The organism is Nonomuraea sp. NPDC049158, assembly GCF_040648335.1.
In the GTDB taxonomy this organism is placed as follows: Bacteria; Actinomycetota; Actinomycetes; order Streptosporangiales; family Streptosporangiaceae; genus Nonomuraea.
The window spans coordinates 36,700-60,321 of record NZ_JBEZDM010000052.1 but is presented as its reverse complement, the minus strand read 5'-3'; the positions used below and the strand labels follow the sequence as shown (position 1 = coordinate 60,321).

At 69.2% G+C, this 23,622-nt stretch carries 20 protein-coding genes; 10 read left to right on the top strand and 10 right to left on the bottom strand.

Annotated elements, in window-relative coordinates; genetic code table 11:
- Positions 1-286: 286 nt before the first annotated feature.
- The gene (locus tag AB0B61_RS52775) at positions 287-700 is read right to left on the bottom strand and encodes a hypothetical protein (protein WP_358449067.1); all 414 of its coding nucleotides are present in this window, start codon (positions 698-700) and stop codon (positions 287-289) included.
- 901 nt (positions 701-1,601) lie between these two features.
- Between AB0B61_RS52775 and AB0B61_RS52770 the strand changes: the two genes are divergently transcribed.
- Positions 1,602-1,937, top strand: coding sequence for a hypothetical protein (locus tag AB0B61_RS52770; RefSeq protein WP_358449065.1), 336 nt, complete (start codon positions 1,602-1,604; stop codon positions 1,935-1,937).
- Positions 1,938-2,005: 68 nt separating this feature from the next.
- On the opposite strand, the gene AB0B61_RS52765 is transcribed toward AB0B61_RS52770, so the two are convergent.
- The 4 genes from AB0B61_RS52765 to AB0B61_RS52750 form a co-directional block, all read right to left on the bottom strand.
- Positions 2,006-2,806, bottom strand: coding sequence for an alpha/beta hydrolase (locus AB0B61_RS52765; protein WP_358449063.1), 801 nt, complete (start codon positions 2,804-2,806; stop codon positions 2,006-2,008).
- Positions 2,807-3,153: 347 nt separating this feature from the next.
- Positions 3,154-6,021: an AAA family ATPase gene (locus AB0B61_RS52760; protein WP_358449061.1), complete on the bottom strand. Its 2,868-nt coding sequence runs from the start codon at positions 6,019-6,021 to the stop codon at positions 3,154-3,156.
- A 45-nt stretch (positions 6,022-6,066) separates the two neighbouring features.
- The gene (locus AB0B61_RS52755) at positions 6,067-6,738 is read right to left on the bottom strand and encodes an alpha/beta hydrolase (protein ID WP_358449059.1); all 672 of its coding nucleotides are present in this window, start codon (positions 6,736-6,738) and stop codon (positions 6,067-6,069) included.
- A 115-nt stretch (positions 6,739-6,853) separates the two neighbouring features.
- The gene (locus tag AB0B61_RS52750; RefSeq protein WP_358449057.1) at positions 6,854-9,148 is read right to left on the bottom strand and encodes a helix-turn-helix domain-containing protein; all 2,295 of its coding nucleotides are present in this window, start codon (positions 9,146-9,148) and stop codon (positions 6,854-6,856) included.
- 209 nt (positions 9,149-9,357) lie between these two features.
- Between AB0B61_RS52750 and AB0B61_RS52745 the strand changes: the two genes are divergently transcribed.
- From AB0B61_RS52745 to AB0B61_RS52715, 7 genes are all read left to right on the top strand, one after another.
- The gene (locus tag AB0B61_RS52745; RefSeq protein WP_358449055.1) at positions 9,358-10,434 is read left to right on the top strand and encodes an alpha/beta hydrolase; all 1,077 of its coding nucleotides are present in this window, start codon (positions 9,358-9,360) and stop codon (positions 10,432-10,434) included.
- Between the two features lie 14 nt (positions 10,435-10,448).
- Positions 10,449-10,922 carry a cupin domain-containing protein gene (locus AB0B61_RS52740; RefSeq protein WP_358449053.1) on the top strand — a complete coding sequence of 158 codons (474 nt, stop codon included), beginning with the start codon at positions 10,449-10,451 and terminating at the stop codon, positions 10,920-10,922.
- 109 nt (positions 10,923-11,031) lie between these two features.
- Positions 11,032-11,883, top strand: a complete 852-nt coding sequence (locus AB0B61_RS52735; protein WP_358449051.1) for an alpha/beta hydrolase — start codon at positions 11,032-11,034, stop codon at positions 11,881-11,883.
- A gap of 82 nt (positions 11,884-11,965) precedes the next feature.
- Complete coding sequence (locus AB0B61_RS52730; protein WP_358449049.1) at positions 11,966-13,033, top strand: MBL fold metallo-hydrolase; 1,068 nt, start codon at positions 11,966-11,968, stop codon at positions 13,031-13,033.
- 590 nt (positions 13,034-13,623) lie between these two features.
- Positions 13,624-14,577, top strand: coding sequence for an alpha/beta fold hydrolase (locus tag AB0B61_RS52725; protein WP_358449047.1), 954 nt, complete (start codon positions 13,624-13,626; stop codon positions 14,575-14,577).
- A 94-nt stretch (positions 14,578-14,671) separates the two neighbouring features.
- Entirely contained in the window at positions 14,672-15,478 is an 807-nt protein-coding gene (locus AB0B61_RS52720) for an alpha/beta hydrolase (RefSeq protein ID WP_358449045.1), read from the top strand.
- A gap of 173 nt (positions 15,479-15,651) precedes the next feature.
- Complete coding sequence (locus tag AB0B61_RS52715) at positions 15,652-16,887, top strand: epoxide hydrolase (RefSeq protein ID WP_358449043.1); 1,236 nt, start codon at positions 15,652-15,654, stop codon at positions 16,885-16,887.
- 40 nt (positions 16,888-16,927) lie between these two features.
- Here the strand turns inward: AB0B61_RS52715 and AB0B61_RS52710 are convergent, their stop codons facing one another.
- A complete protein-coding gene (locus tag AB0B61_RS52710; RefSeq protein WP_358449041.1) occupies positions 16,928-17,146 on the bottom strand; it encodes a hypothetical protein in 219 nt (72 codons plus the stop codon).
- 171 nt (positions 17,147-17,317) lie between these two features.
- Positions 17,318-18,409 carry a lipase gene (locus tag AB0B61_RS52705; protein WP_358449039.1) on the bottom strand — a complete coding sequence of 364 codons (1,092 nt, stop codon included), beginning with the start codon at positions 18,407-18,409 and terminating at the stop codon, positions 17,318-17,320.
- A 110-nt stretch (positions 18,410-18,519) separates the two neighbouring features.
- Between AB0B61_RS52705 and AB0B61_RS52700 the strand changes: the two genes are divergently transcribed.
- Together AB0B61_RS52700 and AB0B61_RS52695 are read left to right on the top strand one after the other, a co-directional pair.
- A complete protein-coding gene (locus AB0B61_RS52700) occupies positions 18,520-18,921 on the top strand; it encodes a hypothetical protein (RefSeq protein WP_358449037.1) in 402 nt (133 codons plus the stop codon).
- Positions 18,918-19,136, top strand: coding sequence for a helix-turn-helix transcriptional regulator (locus AB0B61_RS52695; protein WP_358449035.1), 219 nt, complete (start codon positions 18,918-18,920; stop codon positions 19,134-19,136). The genes AB0B61_RS52700 and AB0B61_RS52695 overlap by 4 nt, the downstream gene beginning before the upstream one ends.
- A 15-nt stretch (positions 19,137-19,151) precedes the next feature.
- On the opposite strand, the gene AB0B61_RS52690 is transcribed toward AB0B61_RS52695, so the two are convergent.
- The 3 genes from AB0B61_RS52690 to AB0B61_RS52680 are packed head-to-tail and all read right to left on the bottom strand — an operon-like array spanning position 19,152 to position 23,574.
- Positions 19,152-22,598: a CHAT domain-containing protein gene (locus tag AB0B61_RS52690; protein ID WP_358449033.1), complete on the bottom strand. Its 3,447-nt coding sequence runs from the start codon at positions 22,596-22,598 to the stop codon at positions 19,152-19,154.
- A gap of 5 nt (positions 22,599-22,603) precedes the next feature.
- Positions 22,604-23,200 carry a hypothetical protein gene (locus tag AB0B61_RS52685; RefSeq protein ID WP_358449031.1) on the bottom strand — a complete coding sequence of 199 codons (597 nt, stop codon included), beginning with the start codon at positions 23,198-23,200 and terminating at the stop codon, positions 22,604-22,606.
- Positions 23,201-23,211: 11 nt separating this feature from the next.
- The gene (locus AB0B61_RS52680; protein WP_358449029.1) at positions 23,212-23,574 is read right to left on the bottom strand and encodes a hypothetical protein; all 363 of its coding nucleotides are present in this window, start codon (positions 23,572-23,574) and stop codon (positions 23,212-23,214) included.
- Positions 23,575-23,622: the final 48 nt, after the last annotated feature.

Sequence of the window (23,622 nt, the reverse complement as noted above, 5' to 3'; positions counted from 1 at the left end):
GGGTCGCGTTTGTCGTCTCCGCACCGGGGCGCCCTTACTCGGCCACTCGACCCAGGGGTGCAGCAGTCTCACCAGCCGAGAACGCAACGGCCTTGCGACCCGACCTAAGAGTCTCGAATTCGTCGAGAGCACCATTGAGCCATTGATCGACATAGCCCTGCTCGCGATTCAGCCACCATGACGCGAGTGTTCACGCACCGAGACTGATGATTCGAGACCGATCGAATGCCGATACCGCGCCCTGCGACACAGAATTCGGAGGGCGCGGTATCGGGACGTGAATTCGCTACTCGACGTGCGCGTACTTCTCTTCGGTCGCAGCGCTAGGACGGGAAAGGCAAATCCCCTCGCACTCGAACTGGACATTCCCGGAGAAGGCCTTGGACGAACCGCATCCCGCGACGCTGGGCCAAGGATCATGGACCCAGCCCCCGTAGACGGTCCTACCGTCGGCGCATCCCGCGACCGCGCGGTACCTGGTGTTGCCGACGGAGTCGTCGCAGAGTGTCATGACCGAGTGCCCATCCTCAACAAAATAGACCGGGCACCAGTGGTCTGCCGCGTTCGAGGCGGAGGCGGCGTTGGCCGGGACCACTGTCAGCGACATGGCGGCGACTGCGGCGAACAACGTTACGAGCGCCAAAGCGGTCAGGCGCAGGGCGATCCATGCCTGCTTCGCGACGGACTTGAAAGTGTGCATGGCGTTTTCCTCCCGAAATTCGAGCGCTTGCGTCCAGATATTCGGGAACTTTGCCAGAACTCCCTTTCGTGAGGCTTTCGCCATCCTGTCTCGGTGGGCAAAGGGATTACGCTCGATCCGGATGCTGTCCCTTTTCGCAACAAGGCTGAAGCTGATTACTTGTGATCATTTCCGGTCCAATTCCTCGACGAGGGCCGTTCCCGCAGGTGGAAGCCCGGGCGCGAGGGAGCCGCCGTGCTCGGAATCACGCGACCCTGAGGTCAAGTTCTGCCCCGCGGCCTGCGGACAGTCCCGAGGGCCGGCGACCTCGGACGATCGCCGCGTGCGCCGGGTCGAGCTTGACGGGCGCGGGGGCCGAACCCCTGGCCAAGATCAACGATGTCGGCCTCGCGGCGCATCCCGAACCACCTCGACATCGAGCCTCTACGCCGCCTGCCGCAGGATGACCACCCGCGTCCGCCAGGTCGCCGACCAGCTCTACCCGTGACTCTCCGTGCCCCCTGGATTTAAATGACGGTATTTATTCGATTATTTGTTTGATTTTTTGCCCCACCCGAGTGCCTTTACAAAGTAGATTTAGAAAGAGCTGAACGACCTGCGGGACCTCGTCACTCCCGGGAACCCGCCGGACCTCGATCTTGGACCCGGGTCCGGCCTGCCGGGCCCAGGCGTACAGGGACCGGCAGGTCACCGTGCGGATCGGGGCCTACGGCGGCTGCTGTGCCCGTGCGCGGACGCATGACCTACGCGGTGAGGTCCGCCGGCGGGAGAACGGGACGAAGCGACGGGTACGACACGCTGACGTCACGCGACGCCCAACCACCACTCGGAGCCGGCCAAGATCAAGTGCATAGCGTTATCGGCTGTTCCGTTGGTCCCCAAGGCCGATAACGTGCCGGTCATGACCGAGAGTTCGGGTACCGGTGTCGAGGCGTTACTCAATGAGGAGATCGTCGCTCTCGCCGCCAGTACGTTCGTAGTGGTTTTCACGGGGGTCGGGCTGGGACGTGAGCAGGCCCGGAACCGAGTGGACAAAGAGCTGTACGGCCGGTTCGGGAAGCCTCGCGGAAGCGATGCCCACTATGCCTACCGTGCGGTCATCCTGCAGATCGTCCTGCTCTGGGAGCGGGCGGGGATCGCGGCACGGGCTACTACAGGCCCGCTGATCCTGCTCCCGGACGGCGCCCGCCTGCTCAACGCCACCGACGCGGCCCGCGAACTGCGTACCCTGCTCTGAGCCGCTGAGCTGAGCTCGGTGCCGCCGACGAGACACACCGGCGACCGACGTGGACTCCCCCTCTACGTCTACAGGTCGTTTCTGGTGAGCCAGGTCAGGCAGGCGTCGGCCACTTCACGCCAGCCGTGGTCGATGGTCAGGGAGTGGCCGCGGTCGGGGAACTGCTGGATCTCGGTGATCGCGGTGGAGTCCCGGTACTGCTTGAGCGTCGCTTTGGTGACCGTCTCCGGGACGGTGTGGTCCTTGCCGCCGGCGATCAGCAGCAGCGGTCCCCGGGTGTCGTTGCCGGTGTCGACCTTGGCGGGCGAATGGGGGGAGAAGTTCGCGACGGCGGCCTCGAACAGCGGCTTGCCCGGCGCGGGGATGGTCCAGCGTTCGTACAGCTCGGCGGCTTCCTGAGCCGGGATGGCGTTGCCGAACGCGTAGGTGAACTGGTCGAGGGTGAGAGAGACGGCCCGGTGCTTGTTGGCCGGGTTCTTGAACACCGGCAGGGTCGAGCGCAGCGCCGACAGCGGCAGCGGCAGCACCCCCTTGATCTGTGCGGCGTCGATCGCGATCGCGGCTCTGGCCAGGTCCTGCCCGAGCAGCTTCTCGGCGACCATGCCGCCGAAGGAGTGACCGATCAGGATCGGCTTGACGTCCAGAGCGTTGATGATCTCCGTGTAGTGGGCGACGACGTCGTCGATGCCGTGGTCGGCGATGCTGTCGGGGTCCTTGCGGGACAGTTCGACGCTTTCGCCCTCGCCCGGCCAGCCGGGGGCCGCCGCGTCGTAGCCCGCGGTCGTGAACAGTTCGGTCCAGGAGGACCAGGAGGTGGCGTGCAGCCAAAGGCCGTGGATGAAGATGACGGGAATGGTCGGTGCGGTCATCGGTTGCTCCTCAGGAATACGACTGTCCTGCCGGATGGATGTGCTTGACCGCCTGGGTCGCGGTCGCGGCGGTGCGGATGTGGGCGGCCACGGCTCCCGGTTGCGACGGCGCGATCGCGTGTGAGGCGTCGGCCTCGATGGTGTCGGCCTCGATGGTGTCGGCCTCGATGGTGTCGGCCCCGGGCCGGTCCGCGCAGCGGGTTGGCCACCGCGGTCACGACGGTCGGCGTGCTGCCGTTCTTGAAGGAGTTCCCTGTGGCCATGGCCTCACCGTAGGAAGTCGCCTGCGCGCCTCGCTAGCGTCACATGACTGCGTCACCGAGCGTCATCTGGGCGAAGCGGTCAGGTCAGGCTGATACGCGCAGGGCTGTGGTCAAAGCCGATCGCGAGGTGATCGCCAGTTTGGGGAAGATCCGGTAGAGGTGGGAGCTGACGGTTCGATGGGACAGGTAGAGCTTCTCGCCGATCTCCCGGTTCGTCAGGCCCTCGGCCGCCATCTGGGCGATCTGGAGTTCCTGTGCGGTCAGCACGTCGCGTGCTTCGCTGCTGCGGCTGCGGCTGCTCTCGCCGGAGGCCCGCAGCTCCTGGCGCGCTCGCTCGCTCCAGGGGATCACCCCCAAGGCGTCGAACGTCTCGCGAGCCATGCGCAAGGGCGCCCGCGACTCGGCCGTACGCCGTTGGCGTCGCAGCCATTCACCGTACGCCAGCTGCGTCCGGGCCCGTACGAAGGGCCATCGCCGCAGGTCGGCCCCGAGCGCGGCGTCGAAGAAGGGCTCTGCCGCGGCCTCATCGGCCAGGACGGCCCGGGCGTAGCGCAGGTCGGCGTGCAAGGACGGCGACGGTGTGGTGAGCGCCACCGTCTCCAGGTCGCCGACGATGCCGGCGACCGCGCGGCCTTGACCGCTGTGCGCCGCGGCATCTGCGAGTTCGGCCAAGGAGAAGCAGCGTAACGCCAGGTGGTAGGCCGGATCGGCGGGGTCGTGCATCCGTCGCAGGTGGTCGAAGGCGTCGGCGTAACGTCCCGCGCCCAGCGCGCCGAGCCCGCGCGCGAGTTGCACGGTGGCCAGCACGGGGCGGGCTCCGATGGGCAGGGCCACCTGCTCGGCCGCCACCGCGAGGCTCTCCACGCGATCTCGCTCGCCACGTAGCGCGGCGAGCACCGCGCCTGAGGCCTGAGCGATGGCGTGCATCAGCGGCTGGGATGTCTCGTGCGCCAGACGAGCGGCCTCCTCGGCCGCGGGGATGGCCACGCTCAGGTCGGCCAGCCGGGCCGCGCTCCACGCCTGCGCGCCGAGGTCTCGTGCCAGGTGGCTGAGCCGGCCCTGCGCGCGCAGGGCCGGCAGCGACGCGGCACAGAATTCCTCCGACAGGTCGAACGCCCCCACCATCAACGCCGAGCTGCCGAGCAGGCGGGCCGCCAGCCGGCCACCGGGCGGATGGGCGGCCAGATGGCGTAATCGCTCCATCACGGCCTTGCCACGCTCGATCGGAGCCGCGAACGCCAGGACCGTCAGCAGCCGCCCATCCAGATCGTCGACGGGCAGTCCCTCGGCCACGGTGACGACGCGTTGCCGCGACCGCTCGTCGGCATGAGCCCAGAAACAGCGCATGGACGCACTGGACAGGAGTTTCAGCGCGAGGTCGACGTCGCCCTGCGCCGCCATGCTCTCGGCGAGGTCGGCCAGAGAATGCGCTGCCGCGCTGTCGTCGCGGATGCCATCCTCGAAGCTCTCGCGGATCCACACGATACGGGCTCGCTGCTGGGCCGACAGCTGCGACTGCTCGCCCTCGCCCAGCAGTCGTACGGCGATATCGCGCCGTCCCATCTCAGCGGCGTACTCGGCGGCCCGCACCAGCCGTTCACACCGGTGAGCGGGGTTCTCGCTGAGTCTGGCCGCGTGCTCCAGCGCCGCGACGGCCGACAACAGGTCGCCCCGGCGTCGCACGCTTTTGGCCACGGTGTCCAGCTCGGCGGCGATGGTCTCATCCGGTTTGGGGGTGGATGCCGCGCGGTGCCAGAGGCGACGGTCCGGCCGGCCGGTGAGGACGTCGGCCAGCGCGGCGTGCACCGCGTGCCTCTGAGAGATGGTCGCCCGCTGATAAATCGCCGAGCGCATGAGCGGGTGCCGGAACGACACTCCGGTCTCGTGCACGTCGACCAGCCGTACGGTGACAGCGGGCGCCAGATCGTCCGCCGTGACCGGAACGCCGGTGATCAGCGCGGTGGCATCGAGGATCTCAGAAAGGGCGGTGCTGTCGTTGAGCGCGGCCACCAGCAGCATGGTCCGAACGGTCGAGGGCAACCCCGACATGCGGGCGGTGAAGGTCTGTTCCAGCCGGGTGGTCAGCGGGAGCCACCCTGGCGGCAGATGCCCCTTCCCCCGCCGCGTTTCCGCGGCGATCGGCAGCTCGACCAGGGCCAACGGGTTCCCCGCGGCCTCCCGCAGCAACCGGGTGCGCACCGTCGGCGTCAGGGTGGGGCTGTACGCGTCCAGCAAGGCGGTCGCGGCCGTGTCATCGAGCCGATCGAGGAGCAACTCCCGCAGCCCTGCCCCGTCAAGGGGGCTCCGGAAACCGTCGCGTATCGCGGCCAGCAGCGCGATCGGTTCGGACTCCAGCCGCCGCGCGACGAACGCGAGCACATCGGCGCTGGCGCGGTCCAGCCAGTGAGCGTCCTCGACCAGCAGCAGCACGGGCGAGCGGGCGGCGGCCTCGCCCAGGAGGTTCAGTGCCGCCAAGGCGACGAGGAACGGGTCGGGCACCCGCGCGTCGGTCAGCCCGAACGCCGCTCCCAGCGCGTCACGCTGGGGGGCGGGCAGTTGCCCGATCTCGGTACGAAGGGGAAGCAGTATCTGATGCAGACCGGCGAAGGGCATGTGCGTCTCTGATTCCACGCCGGTCGTCCGCAGGATCCGCATGCCCCGAGCGGCCGCGATCGCCGCCGTGTCCAGCAGCAAGGCCGACTTCCCGATGCCCGCCTCGCCGCGTACCAGCATCGCCCCACCGCCGTCGCGGACGCCGTCCACGAAATCGCCGAGATGCCGCTTCTCAGACTCCCGCCCAAAGAGCGCGGTCGCCGACCGGTCCGCTGACATATTTCGACCGGCCCGGTCGTGCGCTGTGACGGGATCTGAGGGTGTGGCGTTCCTGCGGTCGTACGTCGCGCCTTCTTCGGGGGTGGCGGTGATGAGGGTGTCGCCGAGGACGAGGACCATGGGATTCCGGCCTTTCACTGATGCGCTCAGTTCTGCGGGCGGACGTCATCTGGCGGCGGCCTCGCGAATGAGCTCGGCGACCGCGGCGGGCTGGGAGATGTGGACGGCGTGGCTGCCGATGACCTCGACGACGTTCGCCCCGGCGCGCTCGGCCATCATGCGCTGGGCCGGCGGCGGAATCATCCGGTCCTCGGTCGCCACGAGGTACCAGCTGGGCTTGTGCCGCCACGCCGGTTCGGTGACCGGCCCGGCGAGGGCGTCCACGCCCCACGGGACCTGGGAGTCCGCCATGAACGCGGCCACCTGGTCGGGCAGGTCGGCGGCGAACGAGGCGGCGAACTCGTCGCGGTCGAGGAAGAGGAAGCCCTCCACGGGAGGGAGGATCGGCGGCACCGGCGGGGCGGCGATGAAGGTGTTGACCGATTCGCCCTTGTCGGGAGCGAACGCGGCGATGTACGCCAGCGACGCGACGTTGGAGTGGGTGCCGGCCTCGCTGATGACGACCCCGCCGTAGGAGTGGCCGACCAAGACGGCCGGGCCGTCGAGGCCGTCCAGGACCCGGCGGGTCACCGCGGCGTCATCCTCCAGTGACCGCGTCGGGTTCTGCACGATGTAGACGCGCAGTCCGGCCCTGGTCAGCTCGTCGTAGACGCCCTGCCAGCCGGATCCGTCCACGAAACCACCGTGCACGAGCACGATGTTCCTGATGGTGGTCATGGTCGCTCCTGAGCTGGATGGGCGGGCCCGGCGCCGGTCCCGGTGCCCTCCATTCAAGTCGCGCGCACGTGGCGCGGCCACGCAGAACAGGACGCAGAAGTAGCGCGGAAAACCGTCAGGGCGCGGCGTTCGCCAGGTCGCGGCAGCGGCTGCTCGCCTCGGCGTCGCCGATGGCCTCGTACACCTCGGCCGCCCGCGCGTAGGTTTGGCGGCTCTCGCCGGTCCGGTCCTCGTCGGCCAGCAAGGCCGCCAGTGTCTCCAGGGAGCGTGCCTGCGGGGCGGGCAACTGAGCCTGCTCCATGAGGCTGATCGCCTCGGTCAGCTTGGTGATCGCTTCGGCCCGGCGGCCGAGCAGCCCTAGACATTCGCCGACGCGGGCGAGCGCGATCGGCCGGGTGAACGCCGCGACGCTCGGCGTTATCCCCGAGCGATCGTCGTTCAGCAGGGCCAGCAGGTCGAGGTACTGCTCCAGCGCCTTGGTGTGGTGTCCGGCATCGCGAAGGCAGGTGCCGAGGGCGCCGAGGCACTGGCAGTACCGATCGATGTCGCCGTTGGCCTTGTGGATCTCGGCCGCCTGGGATTCCGCCGCGATGGCCTCATCCAGCCGCCCGAGCCGTCGAAGCGCGCCCCCCGCATGGTGGTGGGCCAGGGCGATCTGTGTGGTGGCGCCGCTGCGGGTTGCCAGGTCTATCGCCTGGGCCGTGTAGCGCAGTGTGGTCTCCAGGTCGTCTCGCGGCACCAGATGGACCCAGGCCAGCATGTTCAGCTGCGCGGCCTGCCGGGCCGGATCGCCCAGGGCAGCGGCGGCCTCGGCGCCGAGGGTGAAGACCTCGTACCAGTGCGGCGCGTGCATCCACCGGTCGGAGAACCAGTCCATCGACTCGGCGCAGTCGAGGACGGCGGTGAACCGGCCGATGCTCGCCGCGTGACGTAACGCGCCCAGCCAGTTGTCGGCGTTCACGCGCAGCCAGTGGTCGGCCTCCTCGGGGGAGGACAGGTCGGCGAGGTCGGGGTCAGGGCGGTCGGGACGGCCGTACATGGGCTCGAACCACCGCCCGGCGGTGGTGGCCATCCGCACCAGCCACGACGCCATCGTCACGGTGAGCGCGTCGTGCTCGGCCGTGGGTTCCTCCTCCCGAAGCCGGTCGCGGGCGAACAGCCGGACCAGGTCGTGGAAGCGGTAGCGTCCCGAGGTGCTGTCCTGCAGCAGGCCGAGGTCGACGAGTTCGTCGAGGGCGTCCCATGCCCCCTCGATCGACGTGCCGCCCACCACGGCGGCGAGAGCGGCGTCGAAGCTGCGACCCGGCACCAGGGCGAGCCGGCGGAAGACCCGCCGCGTCGAGTGGGCCAGCTGCTCGTACGACAACCCGAACGCGGTGGCGATCTTGAGGTCGCCGGCGCTGAGCTGGTCCAGGCGGCGCTCCTCGTTCGTCAGCCGGGCGGCGAGGTCTGCGGCGTTCCAGCCGGGCCGGCTGACCAGCCGATTCCCGGTGATACGGAGTGCGAGGGGCAGACCGCCGCACAGCTGCGCGAGCTGCCCGACGGCCGAGCCTTCGTCCGAGGCGCCGCGGTCTTTCAGGATTCCGGTCAGCAGTTCGGTGGCCTCCAGCAGGGGCAAGGGCCCGAGGCCGAGTCGGCGTACTCCTTCCAGACCGGCCAGCAGGCGGCGACTGGTCACCAGGGCCTTGCCCGCGCCGCCGCCCGGCAGCAGCGGCCGGACCTGCTCCTCGGAGGCGGCGTTGTCGAGCACGATCAGTACGCGCCGGTCACGCAGCAGGGACCGGTATAAGGACGCACGCCCGGCGACGTCGCCCGGGATCTGCTGATCCGCCATGCCGAGTGCGCGAAGCAGCATGCCCAGGGCCTCGTCGACGGGCAGTGGCTGCGCGGACATACCGAACAGGTCGAGGAAGAACACCCCGTCAGGGAAGTCCGGCCGCAGGGCGTGGGCGGCGCGGACGGTCAGCGTGGTCTTGCCCAGCCCGGCGGAGCCGGTGATGAGCCGCACGCCCGGAGCGCCCGGCGCGTCCCCGGCGTGTGAGAGCTCGCTGGTCCAGGCCAGTTCCGCGGCTCGGCCGGTGAAGTCGTCGACGGAGCGCGGCAGCTCGCACAGCCCGGTCGGGCGGGCCCAGCGATCGCGCAGGCGGCCCTCGCGCGCCAGCTCGACGAGCTGTTTGCGGTCGGCGTCCGCCAGTCCGAGGGCGTCGGCCAGCGCGGTGACGGTCCGATGCTGGGGGCCCTTGCTGCGTCCGCGTTCCATGTCCGACAGCGTCCGGTCGCTGACGCCCGAGGCCTCGGCGAGCTGCTCCAGCGTCAGACGTGCCGCGTGCCGATGGCGACGCAGCACCTCCGCGAAGCTGGGTGCGCTGATCGAGTGCTCCTTCTCCGCGAACCAGTGGAGATCACCCAAAGCTTACGGGGAACACGGCCTTTGTCATCGGTCTACTGTCACATCTGTCCGGCCCGCGCGGCACGGGTGCCGCGCGGGGCGTTGAGCGTACGGAACCCGTGAATGACGCTTCTCCCTCAGCCTGGAACAAGACCTGCAGTCACATAGCGCTCGTGACGCAGTCAGGTGACGCTCGCGCGCCAAGCGAGCCGGTTTCTACCGTTTGCCCCATGAACGCCCAGCGCTCTTTGAGCAGCGATGCCGGGGCTCCCGACAAACCGCCGGCGACGCCCCGATCCACCGTCCCGAAGATCCGTGGCCGCGTCGGCATCCCGATCGCGTTGATCGGCATGCTCGCCTCCCTCGCCTCCCCCGCCCAGGCCGCCCCGGTGCCCATCACAGCCATCGCCTCCAAGACGCCGTCGGAGACCGGCAATGAGCCGCGCGTTCCGGCGGGCTTCCGCGAGCGGAGAGTTCAGGTCGGCGACGTCGCGATCAACTACGTGCGCGGTGGGCACGGGCCGACGCTGGTCCTGCTGCACGGATATCCGCAAACCTGGTACACCTGGCGCGAAGTCCTGCCCGTACTCGCCAAGCACTACACCGTCATCGCGCCGGACCTACGCGGAGCAGGCAAGAGCGACGCACCCGCCGCCGGCTACGACAAGAAGACCCTCGCCGCCGACGTGCACGGATTGTTGACCAAGCTCGGTCTCGAGCGGGACATCAGGCTCGTGGGGCACGACATCGGCACGATGGTCGCCTACGCCTACGCCGCCGCCCATCCCCGCGACGTCGCCAAGCTGGTGCTCAGCGAGGCACCCATCCCCGACAAGACCCTCTACACCTTCCCCGCCCTCACCGCGAAGGGCCCGGGCTTCTGGAACTTCGGCTACTTCAGCGTCACCAACGGCCTGCCCGAGCGCATGGTGAACGGCAGGGAAGAGCAGTGGGTGGAGCGTTTCGTCGACTCCCTCGAAGTCGAAAAGAACAGCGTCGGCGACAAGCAAGTCCGCGAGTACGCCCGCCACCTGCGCGACGATGCCCACCTGCGGGCGAGTTTCGCATGGTTCCGCGCCTTTCCCAAGGACATCGCCGACAACAGCGCATATGGCCAGAAGAAGCTCACCATGCCGGTGCTCGCCATCGGCGCCCGCGGCAGCCTCGGCGACTTCGTCCCCACCCAGGTCCGCCAGTACGCCAGCCATGTGACCGGGATCGTCATCGAGCACTCCGGTCACTGGATCTTCGAGGAACAACCCGAACAGCTCACCCGCACACTCCTGCGCTTCCTCAAGAAGAACTAACTAAGGAGCACCCCATGAACAAGGGACGTCCATCCCATACCGGCGACACGCGGAACCCCTTCTGGTTCCTCGGCGGCCGGGTCCAGATCCTGGTGCCGGGGACGGCGACCGGCGGCACCTTGAGCTTGATGGAGTTCACCGACCCCAAGGGCCACGCGCCGCCCCTGCACGTTCACGAGGCAGAGGACGAGATCTGGATCGTGCTCGATGGTGAGATCACCTTCTTCGTCGGGGACGACCGCTACGACCTGCACGCCGGTGCCATCGCGCACGGCCCCCGAGGCGTCCCGCACAGCTACCTGGTCCGCTCACCGAACGCCCGCATGGTCGTCGCCTTCGGCCCCGCCGGCATCGAGCAGTGGTTCGCCGCCAACAGTTCGCCCATCTCCGATGTCAACGACGCGCCGGCCGCCTTCGACATCGAAGCCATCATCGCCTCGGCCGACGCGTACCGCCTGCGCGTGGCGGGTCCTCCGCCGGCGGCCTAGGCGCACCGCTCCACCACACCGCGCAACCCCGTGCTCCGGTCCTGCCCGACAGGCGGACAACGGCTGGAGCCTCGCTTGAGAACTCCCACCCCGACCAAGGAGATCCGCCATGTCCGTGTACGCGTCCCCACAGACCTCTCCGCTCTCCCGGCCGAGAACCCGAATCCTGCTGTCCGTGATGCTGGCCATCCTGGTCACGGTTCTCGGCTCATCGGCCACCGCCTCCGCCGCGGCGAGCCGGCATACGGTCAAACCCACCGTGGTGCTGGTCCACGGCGCGTTCGCCGACGCCTCGAGCTGGAACAAGGTCGTCGCCCGGCTCCAAGGGGCCGGCTACCCGGTGATCGCCCCCGCCAACCCCCTGCGCGACCTGATGGGGGATTCGGCCTACCTGTCGAGCATCGTCTCCACCATCGACGGGCCGGTCATCCTGGTCGGTCACTCCTACGGCGGAGCGGTCATCTCCAACGCCGCCACCGGCCACCCCAATGTCAAGGCCCTGGTCTTCATCGCCGCATTCGCCCCCGAGGAGGCCGAGTCGGCGCTCGACCTGACCGGCAAGTTCCCCGGCAGCCAACTGCCCACCAGCCTGATCACCCGCCCGTACCCGCTGCCCGGCGGCGGACCCGGCACCGACGCCTACATCGATCCGGCCAAGTTCCGCGCCGCCTTCGCCGCCGACCTGCCGGCCCGAGACACCACTCTGATGGCCGCCACCCAGCGCCCGGCCGCCCTGGCCGCGCTCGCCTCCCCGAGCGGGCCGCCCGCCTGGAAGACCATCCCCTCCTGGTACCTGGTCGCCGGCGCCGACCAGGCCATCCCAGCCGCGGCCCAGCGTTTCATGGCCGAGCGCGCCGGCGCGCGGACCAGCGAGGTCAGGGAAGCCTCACACGTGATCATGATTTCCCGGCCTGACGCCACCACCGCCCTCATCACAGCGGCGGCCCGCGCCACCAGCTGATCGCTCCATCCCAGGACACCGGCTGCCAGGACCTGTCGCACGTTCGCCTGGCAGCCGCATCTTCCGAAGGGAGACAATCCCCATGGTCCCCGCCACCGCCCACTCGAGCAGGCGAACCTTCCTCACTCGAGCGACTGCCGCATCGGCGCTGCCCCTGGCCGCCGGCCTGTTCGGGCCCGGCGACGCGCCGGCAGCCGGCGCCCTGCCCGACTACGCGCCCATCCCCGAGGCGTCGAAGGGCCCCGCGCCCAACGACAAGGGCTATTTCGTCGGCCGGATCGACGGCGACCTGTACTGGGTCACCGACTCCTTCTACCAGGCGATGTTCCTGACCACGCGCCAGGGCGTCGTCCTGGTCGATGCGCCACCCACCATCGGGCATAACCTGCTGCGCGCCATCGAGGAGGTCACCCGGGCCAACGGCCGCCCCCAGAAGGTGACCCACCTCATCTACTCCCACTCGCATGCCGACCATATCGGAGCCGCCTCGATCTTCGGCAAGGACGTCATCCGCATCGGACATACCGAGACCGCGAGGCTCCTGCGCCGGGACGCGGACCCGACCCGGCCGGCGCCCACGCTCACCTTCGACGATCACCACGTCCTGCGGGTCGGCGGTGAGCGTCTCGAACTGGCCTACCACGGCCCCAACCACTCCCCCGACAACATCTTCGTCTACGCCCCCAAGCAGGAGACCCTGATGGTGGTAGACGTGCTCTATCCCGGCTGGGTGCCGTTCAAGAACCTCGCCGTCTCCCAGGACATCCCCGGCTGGCTGCGGGCCCACGACACCGCCATGAGATATCCGTGGCGCACCCTCGTCGGCGGCCACCTCGGCCGCCTCGGCATCCGCGCCGACGGCCACCTGCAACAGCGATACCTGGCCGACCTGCAGGCCAGCGTCCGTGACACGGTCTCCAGCCTCGACCCGGCGCCGTACTTCGGCAAGTACGGTCCGGCAGGCAACGCGTGGGCTGTCTTCGCCGGTTACCTGGACGCGGTCGCCCAGCAGGCCGCCGCCCCGGTCGTCGCCGGCTACCTCGGTACGCTGGCCGCCGCCGACGTGTTCACCAAGGACAACGCCTCCGGCCTGCTGGAGTCCATGCGAATCGATGCCGGCCTGCTCGGGCCCTTCGGCATCCATCCCTGACCCACACGCTCGACGCCAGCCAAGGGATGGGGTCGTGGATGTTGGACAACGCTTCGTGGGCTTCGCGCGTCGCCTCCACCCGCTCCCTCACCTACGTCCAGGATTTCCCGCAGGCGCTGAAACCGTGGCACGTCGAGGCCCCCGTACGGGAGTTTTCGCCACCACGCTCGACGCGCCCATAGCGGCCGATCCGCATGCCGGGCCGGTTCACTGGTGAACCGGCTCGGAGGAGGGGCAGGCGATGAAGACGGGCGCGGTCACGCTGGACGAGCTGTACCGGTTCGAGGCGCTGCTCCACAGACCCGACGGAGCGCCTCTTGGGCTCAGCCCAGGGGTGATCCGCAGGGGCCAAGCGACCTCCGCGTTGTGCAGGGCGGAGGCCACGGTCCGGGAGACCCGACCCGCCGGTCACCCGATCGCTGATCGCCTATGACCACTGCTCGTCTAGACGAGCCGCCTGACCCGGAACATTTGTACAAGATACCGGCGCTCACCGGCGGCGACAGTAGGCCCATGATTTTCTCCCTGGAGCTCCATGACCCCGCTGTTTCGACGACGCCGACCTGCGGTTTCCGTACCGGCAGGCTGATATGAGCAGCGCGGCACGGCGCCGGCGGCGCCTCTTGATCGCCTCGGCTGTCCTCTTCGTCGTCGTCGGGTCGCTTCTCGTGAACGCCGAGGTGGTGACGCGGCAGAGCGCCGAGGCCAGTGGGAATCCGACCCTGCCCCTCGCCGGCGGGAACATCTACGTGCGCCAGGACGGTCCCTTTGATGCCCCGGCACTCGTACTGATCCACGGGCTCGCCGCGTCGACCCGATCGTGGGACGCGCTCGTTCCGCTGCTGACCAAGTCCCATCGCGTCATCCGGATCGACCTGCTCGGGCACGGCCGGTCGGCCAAACCGGCCGGCGGCGGCTACGGGATGCCGGAGCAGGGACGCCGGGTCGGCGAGGCGATGGACCGGCTCGGGGTCAAGCACGCGACAGTGGTCGGCCATTCCACCGGTGGCGCGGTCGCCACCGCGCTCGCCGAGCAACGCCCCGACCTGGTGACCTCGCTCGTGCTCATCGACACCGCGCCCCGTTTGGCCGCCGCCGTCTCAAGCGGCGGCGGCGTCGGCGAGCTCTTGTACGCCCCCGTCATCGGGCCGCTGCTGTGGCGGCTTCGGACCGACAGCCTGATCCGCAACGCCGCGAGCAGCGCGTTCAGCCGCCGCGGCTACCAGGTCCCGCAGGCGGTCGTGGACGACGCGCGCGGCATGACCTATCACGCCCTCATCGCGACCACGCAGACCGGCGACGCCTATGTGAATCAGCGCGCGCTCCCCGATCGGCTGATTCCCCTCGGCAAGCCGTTGCTAGTGATCTTCGGAGAGGAAGACCGGAGATGGCGATCCTCCTCCGCCGCCGAATACAGCGCCGTTCCGGGCGCGAAAGTCGAGTTGCTGCCCGGTGTCGGGCACTCCCCCGTCATGGAGGATCCACCGCGGACCGCCGCGCTTCTTCTGGCCTTCGCCACGAGCCACACCACCCAGGCGCACTGAACGAGATGATGCGCCCAAGGCGGGACCCGTCTGCGGTGCGGGTGAAGCCGTACGTGCATACCCGGCAACCTTCGCCGAAGTTAAGGAGATCGCGATGCCCCACACCAGTTCAGGCATTTACTGGGAGGAACACGGCCAGGGCCCGCTGACACTTGTCATGTTGCCGGGATTCGGCGCCTCGGCTGACCTCATGACCGGAATCGCGCGACACCTGAGCGGGTTCCGCGTCCTGGTTTTCGACTTGCCCGGACATGGTCAGTCCGTACGCGCGCCGGCGGACGGGAGGCTGCCCACGCTGGCCGCGACCCTGCACGACGCGATCAATGACGCGGGCGTCGACACCTACTGCCTGGTCGGCTATTCCCTTGGCGGTGCGATCGCGGTGCGTATCGCGCTCGACTACCCGGACGAGGTCCGTGCGCTGGTCGGCGTCGTTCCGTGGAACGCCGCGGGGACGACGGCCGGGGACGAGGTGATCGCCGGCTTCGATGCCGCGTACGGCAACGTCGAGGCTCTCACGCAAGGAGTGGCGGCGATCTCGGTGGATCCCTCGAAGACCTCGAGTCTGACGAGCAGCATGCTGACCGTCACCGAACAGATGTGGCACGGCTGGCTGGCGGGCGGCGCGCTGACCAGCCAGGCCGACGAGCTACCTGAGCTACGCGTACCGACCTGCTACATACTCGGCGGAAAGGACGTCGTCGTAGATCAAGCCAAGCAGCTCGACGACGTGCGGCGCATCCCTGGAAGCCGTGCGGTCCTGCTGAGCGAGCTCGGCCACCTGTGTGGTCTCGAGATGCCCGACGTCGTCGCGAACGAGATTTCGAACTTCCTAGAGGCAGCGACACACGAGATCCTCCCCGGGGCGGATGTGGAAACATCCCATCGTCAGAGCCGTTGAGTATCCGCGCCGGTGCCAGGGTGGTCGAGTCGCGGCGAAAGGAGCGCATCGGTCGCCTGGCCGGCCAACTCGACCCGCACCATCATCAACTGCCCGCACTCCGGAAACGGCCCGGTTCGCCACCCAACCGGCCGACGACACCGCTGGCCCCTTTCCCAGTAAGGAACCAAGCCATGACCACCCCGCGCGCCTTCCCCCTAGAGCCCACCCCGATCCATGTGTCCGACGAGGTCCTCGATGACCTGCGCACCCGTCTCACATTGACCCGTCCGCCGCTGGACGAGGCGAATGAGGACTGGTCCTATGGCGTCCCGGACGGCTATCTCCGTGAGCTGGTCGCCTACTGGCGGGACGGATACGACTGGCGTAACGCCGAGGCCGCCATCAACGCCTACGAGCACTACCAGGTGAGCGTCGCCGGTGTCCCAGTGCACTTCATGCGCAAGCCCGGCCGCGGCCCTCGCCCGATCCCGTTGATCCTCACCCACGGCTGGCCGTGGACGTTCTGGCACTGGTCCAAGGTGATCGACCCGCTCGCCGACCCGGCGGCGTTCGGCGGTGACCCCGCCGACGCGTTCGACGTCATCGTGCCGTCCCTGCCCGGATTCGGTTTCCCCGGCCCGCTCACCGGCTTTTCGGACGTCAACTTCTGGAAGGTCTCCGACCTCTGGCACACCCTGATGACCGAGACCCTGGGATATGAGAAGTACGCCGCCGGGGGCTGCGACATCGGCGGGATCGTCTCCAGCCAGCTCGGCCACAAGTACGCCGATGAGCTGTACGGCATCCACATCGGCTCCGGGCTGCCGCTCGACTTCTTCACCGGCCCCCGCGCCTGGGACTTCGCCCGGAATCGGCCCCTCACCGACGACCAGCCGGCCGACGTCCGCGCCCGCATCATCGAACTGGACCACCGCTCGGCGTCCCACCTCACCGTGCACATGCTCGACGGCGCCACCCTGGCCCACGGGCTGAGCGACTCACCCGCCGGACTGCTCGCCTGGCTGCTGGAGCGCTGGAACTCCTGGAGCGACAACGGCGGCGACGTCGAGTCCGTCTTCACCAAGGACGACCTTCTCACCCACGCCACGATCTACTGGGTGAACAACTCCATCGCCACGTCGATGCGTTACTACGCCAACGCCAACCGCTACCCCTGGGCCCCCGCCCACGACCGCACCCCGGTCGTGCGGGCCCCGGTCGGCCTCACCTTCGTCACGTACGAGAACCCGCCCGGCATCCACACCGCCGGCGAGCGCGTCCGGGCGTTCAAGACCGGCCCGCAGGCCGATTGGTTCAACCACGTCAACGTCAACGCCCACGACCACGGCGGCCACTTCATCCCCTGGGAGAACCCCGACGCCTGGGTGAGCGACCTGCGCCGCACCTTCCACGGCCGCAGGCCCTGAACGACCCTGCCAGCTCGTCTGGCGACGGGCCAGGCGACCGTTACCTTGCGGGGGCGTGCGTGTCGGCCCGCACCGCCTGCCTGAGCCGACCTCCCTGCGGGACCCCGCTCGCTGCCACCGAGGTGCGGGGGCGAGGCACCTGCTCGGCCTCCGCCGTCCCGAGCCGGAGCGCGGTGGCGTATTTGACCGTCTGGTCGTACTGCCGCTCGTTCGAACGGCTGCGGCCCAGGAACGGGCTTCGCGCTAACGGCTGCCCCATCGATCCCCGACGCCGGGCACGTTCTTTGGGCGCCGCCGCGATCAGGCGAAGCCGATGGGAGAGCCGGATATCAGAACCTGCGGAATCCTCGGGGAAGATCAAGCCCTCGCTGAGGGCCGGCCACCGGCTCGCGGCTGGCAGTGCGACCCTCCAAGGGAGACGGTCGATCCCTCAGCGGATGAACCGGATCTGCGGGTAGCGGGGTGAGGAGCGCTGGAGCAGGTGGTTGTCGTGGTGGCGTAGATGAAGGTCGAAGAACGCTCGTACGTAGTCGCGTTGCGCGTGGATGGCGCGGTACGGGTCGAGGGTGCCGATCGCTTGCGTGACTTGGCTGGGTGTGAGCCCGAGGCGGGGCGCGGCCTGGGGCAGGAGTGTTTCGAGATCGGTGAACGAGGTGTGGGTGGAGCCCGTGAGGGCCAGTTCGCGTTTCCAGCCGTGCTGGCCGGCCCAGAACTGGTCCCAGCTGGGATCCTCCGGACCCGGACCGGGGTCGCTGCCGAACAGCAGGAAGGGCCGGTCGGTGCCCGCGGTGGCGGGTGATAAGAGGCTGCCGTCCAGGTTGACGCCGGCCCGCAGGCGCCGGTCGGCGCGCATGGCGGCGGCGGCCGTGGCGCCGCCGAGGGAGTGGCCGAGCATGCCGGTGCGGGGCAGGTGGAACGCGCCGGTGAGGGTGGGTGGGAGGGGCCGCCGCTCGGCGTCCGTGTTGTGTCCGGCGTTGAGCGCCGTGAGCTGATCCAGCACGAACCGGGTGTCCGCGGTACGCACCATCAGGGCCTTGCCGATGAGGGCGTCGTCGACCTCACCGGTGATGGCGAAACTCTCCACGCGTCCGCCGGGGAACTCGACCTGGTCGGCGTCGTAGGTGTGGTCGATGGCCGCGACGAGGTAGCCGTGGCTGGCCAACTCCTCGATCAGAAGGGTGCCAAGGCTGCGATCGCTGCGCAGGCCGGGCGAGTACACGACGACAGGCCGCCCGTACCGGCCGCGGTCCACCGGTGCGGCCACCCGGGCATGGGAGGTCGGCAGGAGCAGTGTGCCGGGTGGGATGCGCTGCGCCTGCTCGAAGAAGGGGACGGCGGCGGGTGACATCCACGGCGCGAACGGGTGGCCATGGGCGGCGCGCGCGGGGTACCAGAGCTGGACCATGAGTTCACGGGCCGGGCGGGAAGGCTGCCATGGATCGATGCGTGACCGGTCGACCAGGTGCAACCAGACGGTGCCGATCGGGTGGGGGCCGCTCGGTGCGGGCAGCGTGAGCCGCACCGGACAGCGAGCGGGGTCGCTTCTCGTTCAGCATGGCATGAATGTAAGGTCTGCTTTCCATAAAGACAAGGACGCTTGACTGTATGGAAGGTCTGCTTTACCTTCGTGCCATGGTGAAACAGCAGGACCAAGTGACGCGCGCGGCCCGCCGCGCTGTCCTCATCGACGGCCTACCCGTGGCCACTCTGGGCCCGGTGGCCCTGGCGCTAGGCAGTGATCCCGACCAGAGCGCCGTCCAGAAGGCCTGGTGGATTGCGGCCACCGCCGTGTTCGCGCTCGCCGTGGCCTGGGTCCTGCTGCGGGCGTTCCGGCGGGCGGACGAGTACCTGCGCAAGGTCCAGCTGGAAAGCATGGCCATCGCCTTCGCGGCAGTCCTCGTGGCACTGCAGGTGGCCACCGTGCTCGACGCCGCGGGCGTCATCCAGCTCCATCAGCTCACGCAGCTGATCCTTATCGGCGGGGTGGCGATCTGGCTGGTGATCGCCGACCTGCGCACCCGCCTGCACCGATGAAGAACCGGCTACGCGAACTGCGAGCAGCCCGCCGGTGGAGCCAGGCCGACCTGGCCGACCGGTGCCAAGTCTCCCGACAGGCCATCAACGCCATCGAGACCGAGCGGTACGACCCCAGCTTGCCCCTGGCGTTCACCATCGCCGACGTCTTCGACCTGACCATCGAGGAGATCTTCCTGCCCAACCGGGCGGACACGACGAACGACCCGGCCTGATCCTGACCGCGCGCTTCAGCCGAAGAGGGTGAAGCCACACCAAACGGCCGGATGGTCGAAGCGGGGGTCGGAGCGGAGTACGGTGCGGGCCGTGGCGAAGGCGCGTCCGGGTGGGACTCCGCGGCTCAGCTCGGCGAGGTAGCGGGAGGTGAGCAGGGCACCTGCTTCCAGGGTCACCGGCCAGAGGGAGGCGAGGACCGCCTCGACGCCGGAGGCCAGCAGCGAGACGGCCAGGCCCTCGACCTCCATGTGGGAGAGGTCCTGGTCGATGTGGGCCGACCAGCAGCCCAGCAGGACGACCGTGCGCGGCTGCGTGGTGAGATCGTGCAGCGCGTGGGTGAGGCCGCGGCCGCGACGGCCATGACCCAGGAGTACGAGGGCGTCGGCCGAGCTCACCCGGTGGAGATCCGCCTGGAGGCGGACCCCGACGTCGGCTTCGTCCGAGGGCTGCTCCGAGTAGATCAGCTCGGCCAGGTCGCCACCCGCCTCCAGCAGTTGCGCGTTCGCGCGCTCCGACCGGTCGTCCTGAACGGCGACGACGATCGTCGGAACCGGCTCGGCCGGCCGCTGAGGCCGTCCGACCAGCGCTGTGGTCGCCATGACCCGCACCACGGGCTCTTCTCCCGCCGAGACCAGGGCGGCCGCCGACCACGGCAGCTGGAGCGCGTAGCCCTCGGTGCTGAGGTGCAGCTCGCCGAAGCGTCCGGCACCCGCCCCCAGTGCCTGCCAGAGCGTGGCGAGGCGCTCGTGGACGTCCGCGGCCGGGACGAACCGTTCGAGGATGCCGGCGTACTCCTCCATGGTGGCGATCCGTGCCTCGCGTACCGCCTGCGCCGCCTCCTGCATCCGGTCGGAGAACCACAGGTGGGCCTCGAAGAGCAGCTCGGGCGGGGTGGTCTCCTCCGCCCACCCGCCGACTCCGTCGGCGGGGAGCCCGACCGCCATCCACCGGCCCTCGACGCGAACCGTGTGGGGATGCATGCCGACGCAGATGACGGCGTGCCCGTCCGGCAGCGTGGCCGCGGCCGACGTGAGCGGTGAGACCAGCCACCGGGACGGCTCCGTCCCGGTCAGGACGATACCCCGCTGCCTGAGCTCCCGGGCGCGATGCCGTTCGAGCGCGTCGCCCGCGAGGAGGGCGTCCTGGAAGTCTCCACCGGACACGTAGCGGGCGAAAAGGCAGCGCGAGAGCCGGATGTAGGGCGGGGTCATCGTGGCCTGGGCCCAGAGCGTGAGCATCCGGTTGAGGAAGGCCGAACGCCGCTTCTCGGCGCGGGGTATCAGCTCCTGGTAGAGGTCGATGGCCTGGTCGAGCTCTCCCGCGGACTCCAAGGCCAGCGCGTAGCCGGTGAGGACCGCCTCGGTCAACCATCCGTGCGCGGTCATGGTGTTGCGGCGCCGTTCGTCCAGGATGCGGTCGAGCGCGTAGGCCACCTTGCCGGTGAGCAGCGCCGATCCCCACAACCGGACCGACAGGTCGCCTGTCGCGCCGCCACGGGCGAAGATCTCGTCTGCCTGCAGCGCCTCGGTGACCGCCACCTGACAGGCCAGCGCGAAGGCGAGGGCGATGTCCGTCACCAGGCTCTGCGGCGGATCGTCTCCCGCGGCCTGGAGCGCCAATACCACGAGCTGGTGCACGCTCCGGATCAGGCTGCCGTTGACCGTTTCCCGTGGCGCGCGGCCGCCGGCCAGGAAGCCGGCCTCCGCCTGAAGGATCGCCAGGAGCAGCCGTAACCGGTCAGCGGGATCCTCCGCGTCGGCCAGCGCCCGGACCAGCTCGTTCAGGCAGTGATTCCCGACGATCAGCGTGCCGGCCTCGGCGGGAGCGTCGGGGCTGCGGAACTCCACCACGGCCATCGACTTGGCCCCGCCCAGGTATATGGCGCCGATCTCCCCGGTGCCCAGATCACAGACGATCTCCAGTCCGGGGTTCACGGCCGAGGCCAGGGCGCCGAACATCTCCGCGAGCAGCGCGCGGGGCATCCTGTGCCCGATCTCCTCCGTGTCCAGCAGGTCGGCGATCTCGAACGCCTCGCCTTGGCGGCCGAACGCCACCAGGGAGACGACGAGGGCAGGGCCGACTTCGGACAGCCAGCCCCAGTCCTCGAGACTCAGATAGAGGTCGAACGCGCTGAGCTGATGGTTGAGGGCCCACTGGAACTCCCCGATCGACCTCTCCACCTCGCCGACCACGCGCTGGACATGCGCCAGCCCGGTCAGCTCGTTCAGCTCCACCCGGCCGGTGCGCTGGATGTCGGTGATCGTCGCCTCGATCGCGTCCCAGGCCATGCCGCGTCCATAGGGCCGGCCGCACTCCAAGGTCAGCATCGCGGTGTAGAGCGCGCACAGCCGCCTCTGGTCGGGTCGGCAGGAACGCTCCACCAGCAGCGTCCGCTCCAATGCCTCCTCGTACCGTCCGGCCTCGTACGCGGCGACGGCCTCTTCAAGTCCGTCGGGCGGCTCGATGACGTCGGTGTCGTTCCAGGCGAAGGGCTGCCACTCTCCTCCGCCGAGGGTGCGCATGACCTGGCGTACCCCGCGATTCTCAGGGGCGGCCGGAGGCTCTTCGGCCGGCTCCCCGGCGAGGTGTTCGAGCAGGTCCGGCAGCCCGTTCAGGAGCGCGTCCCACCCGATCGCGGCCTCGCCGAAGCGCTCGGCCTCCGCGGGGGTCAGAGAGATGTCCCTGTCCAGGAGGACGCCGACGGCCCGCTCCGCCCCGATGAGCTCGCCGATATCGTCGATCTCGCCGGTGATGACCTGCCTGGCCGCGTCGAGCGCGGTGTGGAACCACTCCAGCGCGGACGGCGGCAGGCTCTTCACCTTCGACCCGGGGGACAACGTCTCGTCGTCCGGGTCGAGCGCGCCGTCGAGCACCTCACGGACGCTCCGCGCCTCGTCCCCGTGCCAGAGCTCGGGGCGTCCGAGCAGCTCGGCGGAGCGTTCGTAGTCGCTGATGAAGAAGATCGGCGAGGTGCGGATGTCCCGGCAGATCGCCTCGACCCTGGCCTGCCCGAAGATGCCCATCCGGGCCTCGCGCAGCCGGATCCCTTCGAGCGCGAGGGCGAACCACTCGTCGTCGAGTTCACGGAAGTCGTTCAGCTCACGGAAGTTGCGTACGGACAGAGAGTTGCCGCGCAGCGCCCCCACGTCGAACCCGCCCCGCTCCTCCAGCAGCGCGAAGATCTCCGCCCGGACCGCCGACTCCTCGCGGGAGGCGGTGAAGGTGTCGTAGAGGAGGATGCTCCGGTCATCGTCGGCCCACAGCACAGGGGCGCTGAGGTCGCCGAGGTCGCCGCAGACGGCGCACTCCACCAGGTTCAGGCGGCCCTCGTCGAGCAGGTCGAGCAGTTCGGGGGCGCTGTCCGGGGTCAGCACCATCCAGTAGACGGCCTCGGGCAGGAGCTCTCCACAGCGCGGGCAGACCAGATCCCCGAAGGCTCCCGGCGTGTAGGGGATGGCCACCGTGGTCAGACCTGGGTGCCCGAGGCGAGGTAGACGGCCAGGGTCGTCTTCTTCTGTTCCTCGTCGAAGCCGGGATCCTGGAGGACCGTGAGGAGCCAGGCGAGCCGCGTCTTCCGCTCCTCCGGCGTGAGCAACGCGTCCAGATTGATGTCCAGCCGGACCTTGTTGCCCAGCCCTTTCAGGTCGTTGTCGTCGATCAGCCGTTGCGCCCGCTGTGCCCGGTTTGCCTTGATCTCCTCATTGATCCTCTTGAAGACGAACTGCCGTCCCGACTCATAGAAGGTGTCCAGCCCGATGGGGATCTCGGTGTTCTGGTAGGACACGGTGGCGAACTTCAACCGGACGAAGGCCAGGTAGGTCACACCGATGCCGGAGGCGAACAGCCAGGAGTTCCAGCCCTGGAAGGCCGTCAGCGCGCGCAGCCCGAAGAAGACCGCCACGGCCGTCACACTGTTGACGACGATGAACCCCCACCACCATACGGATCGGTAGACCCGGTAGCCCGACACGTCGCCGACGATGAACGTCTGGTCCATGTCGAAGAGCGTCACCCCGCCGGCGATGGCCGCCGACAGCACGGAGAACCACGCGGAATGCTGCATCCTCTGCCGCCCTACTGGTCGGGTACGTCGTCGCCGGCACCCAGCGCGTCGTCCAGCGCGCTGTTGAGCTCGTCCTCGGAGGTGCCGCTCGCCGCTTCCTCGGCCTCGTCGTCAAGGAGGAAGACGCCGGTCACCCGGTCGCGGGGGCTGCCCGGGGTGGCGTTCAGGCTGGTCTTGACCCCGTAATCGGTCAGTGTGTACCGGCCGGGACCGCTCTCGATGACCAGGCCGCGGCGCTGCAATGCGGGAAGCGCATTGCGCACGTCCTCGGGCGACAGCCCTGAATAGGCGACCAGCGCTTCGACCGAGCTGTCGCCATGGTCTCGCAGGGCCGGCAACAGCAACGACTCCACCGGCCGGACAAAGAATGGCATGGACACCTCCTGCCGTCGATTATGACGGCGTATCTGGAGAAATTCGCT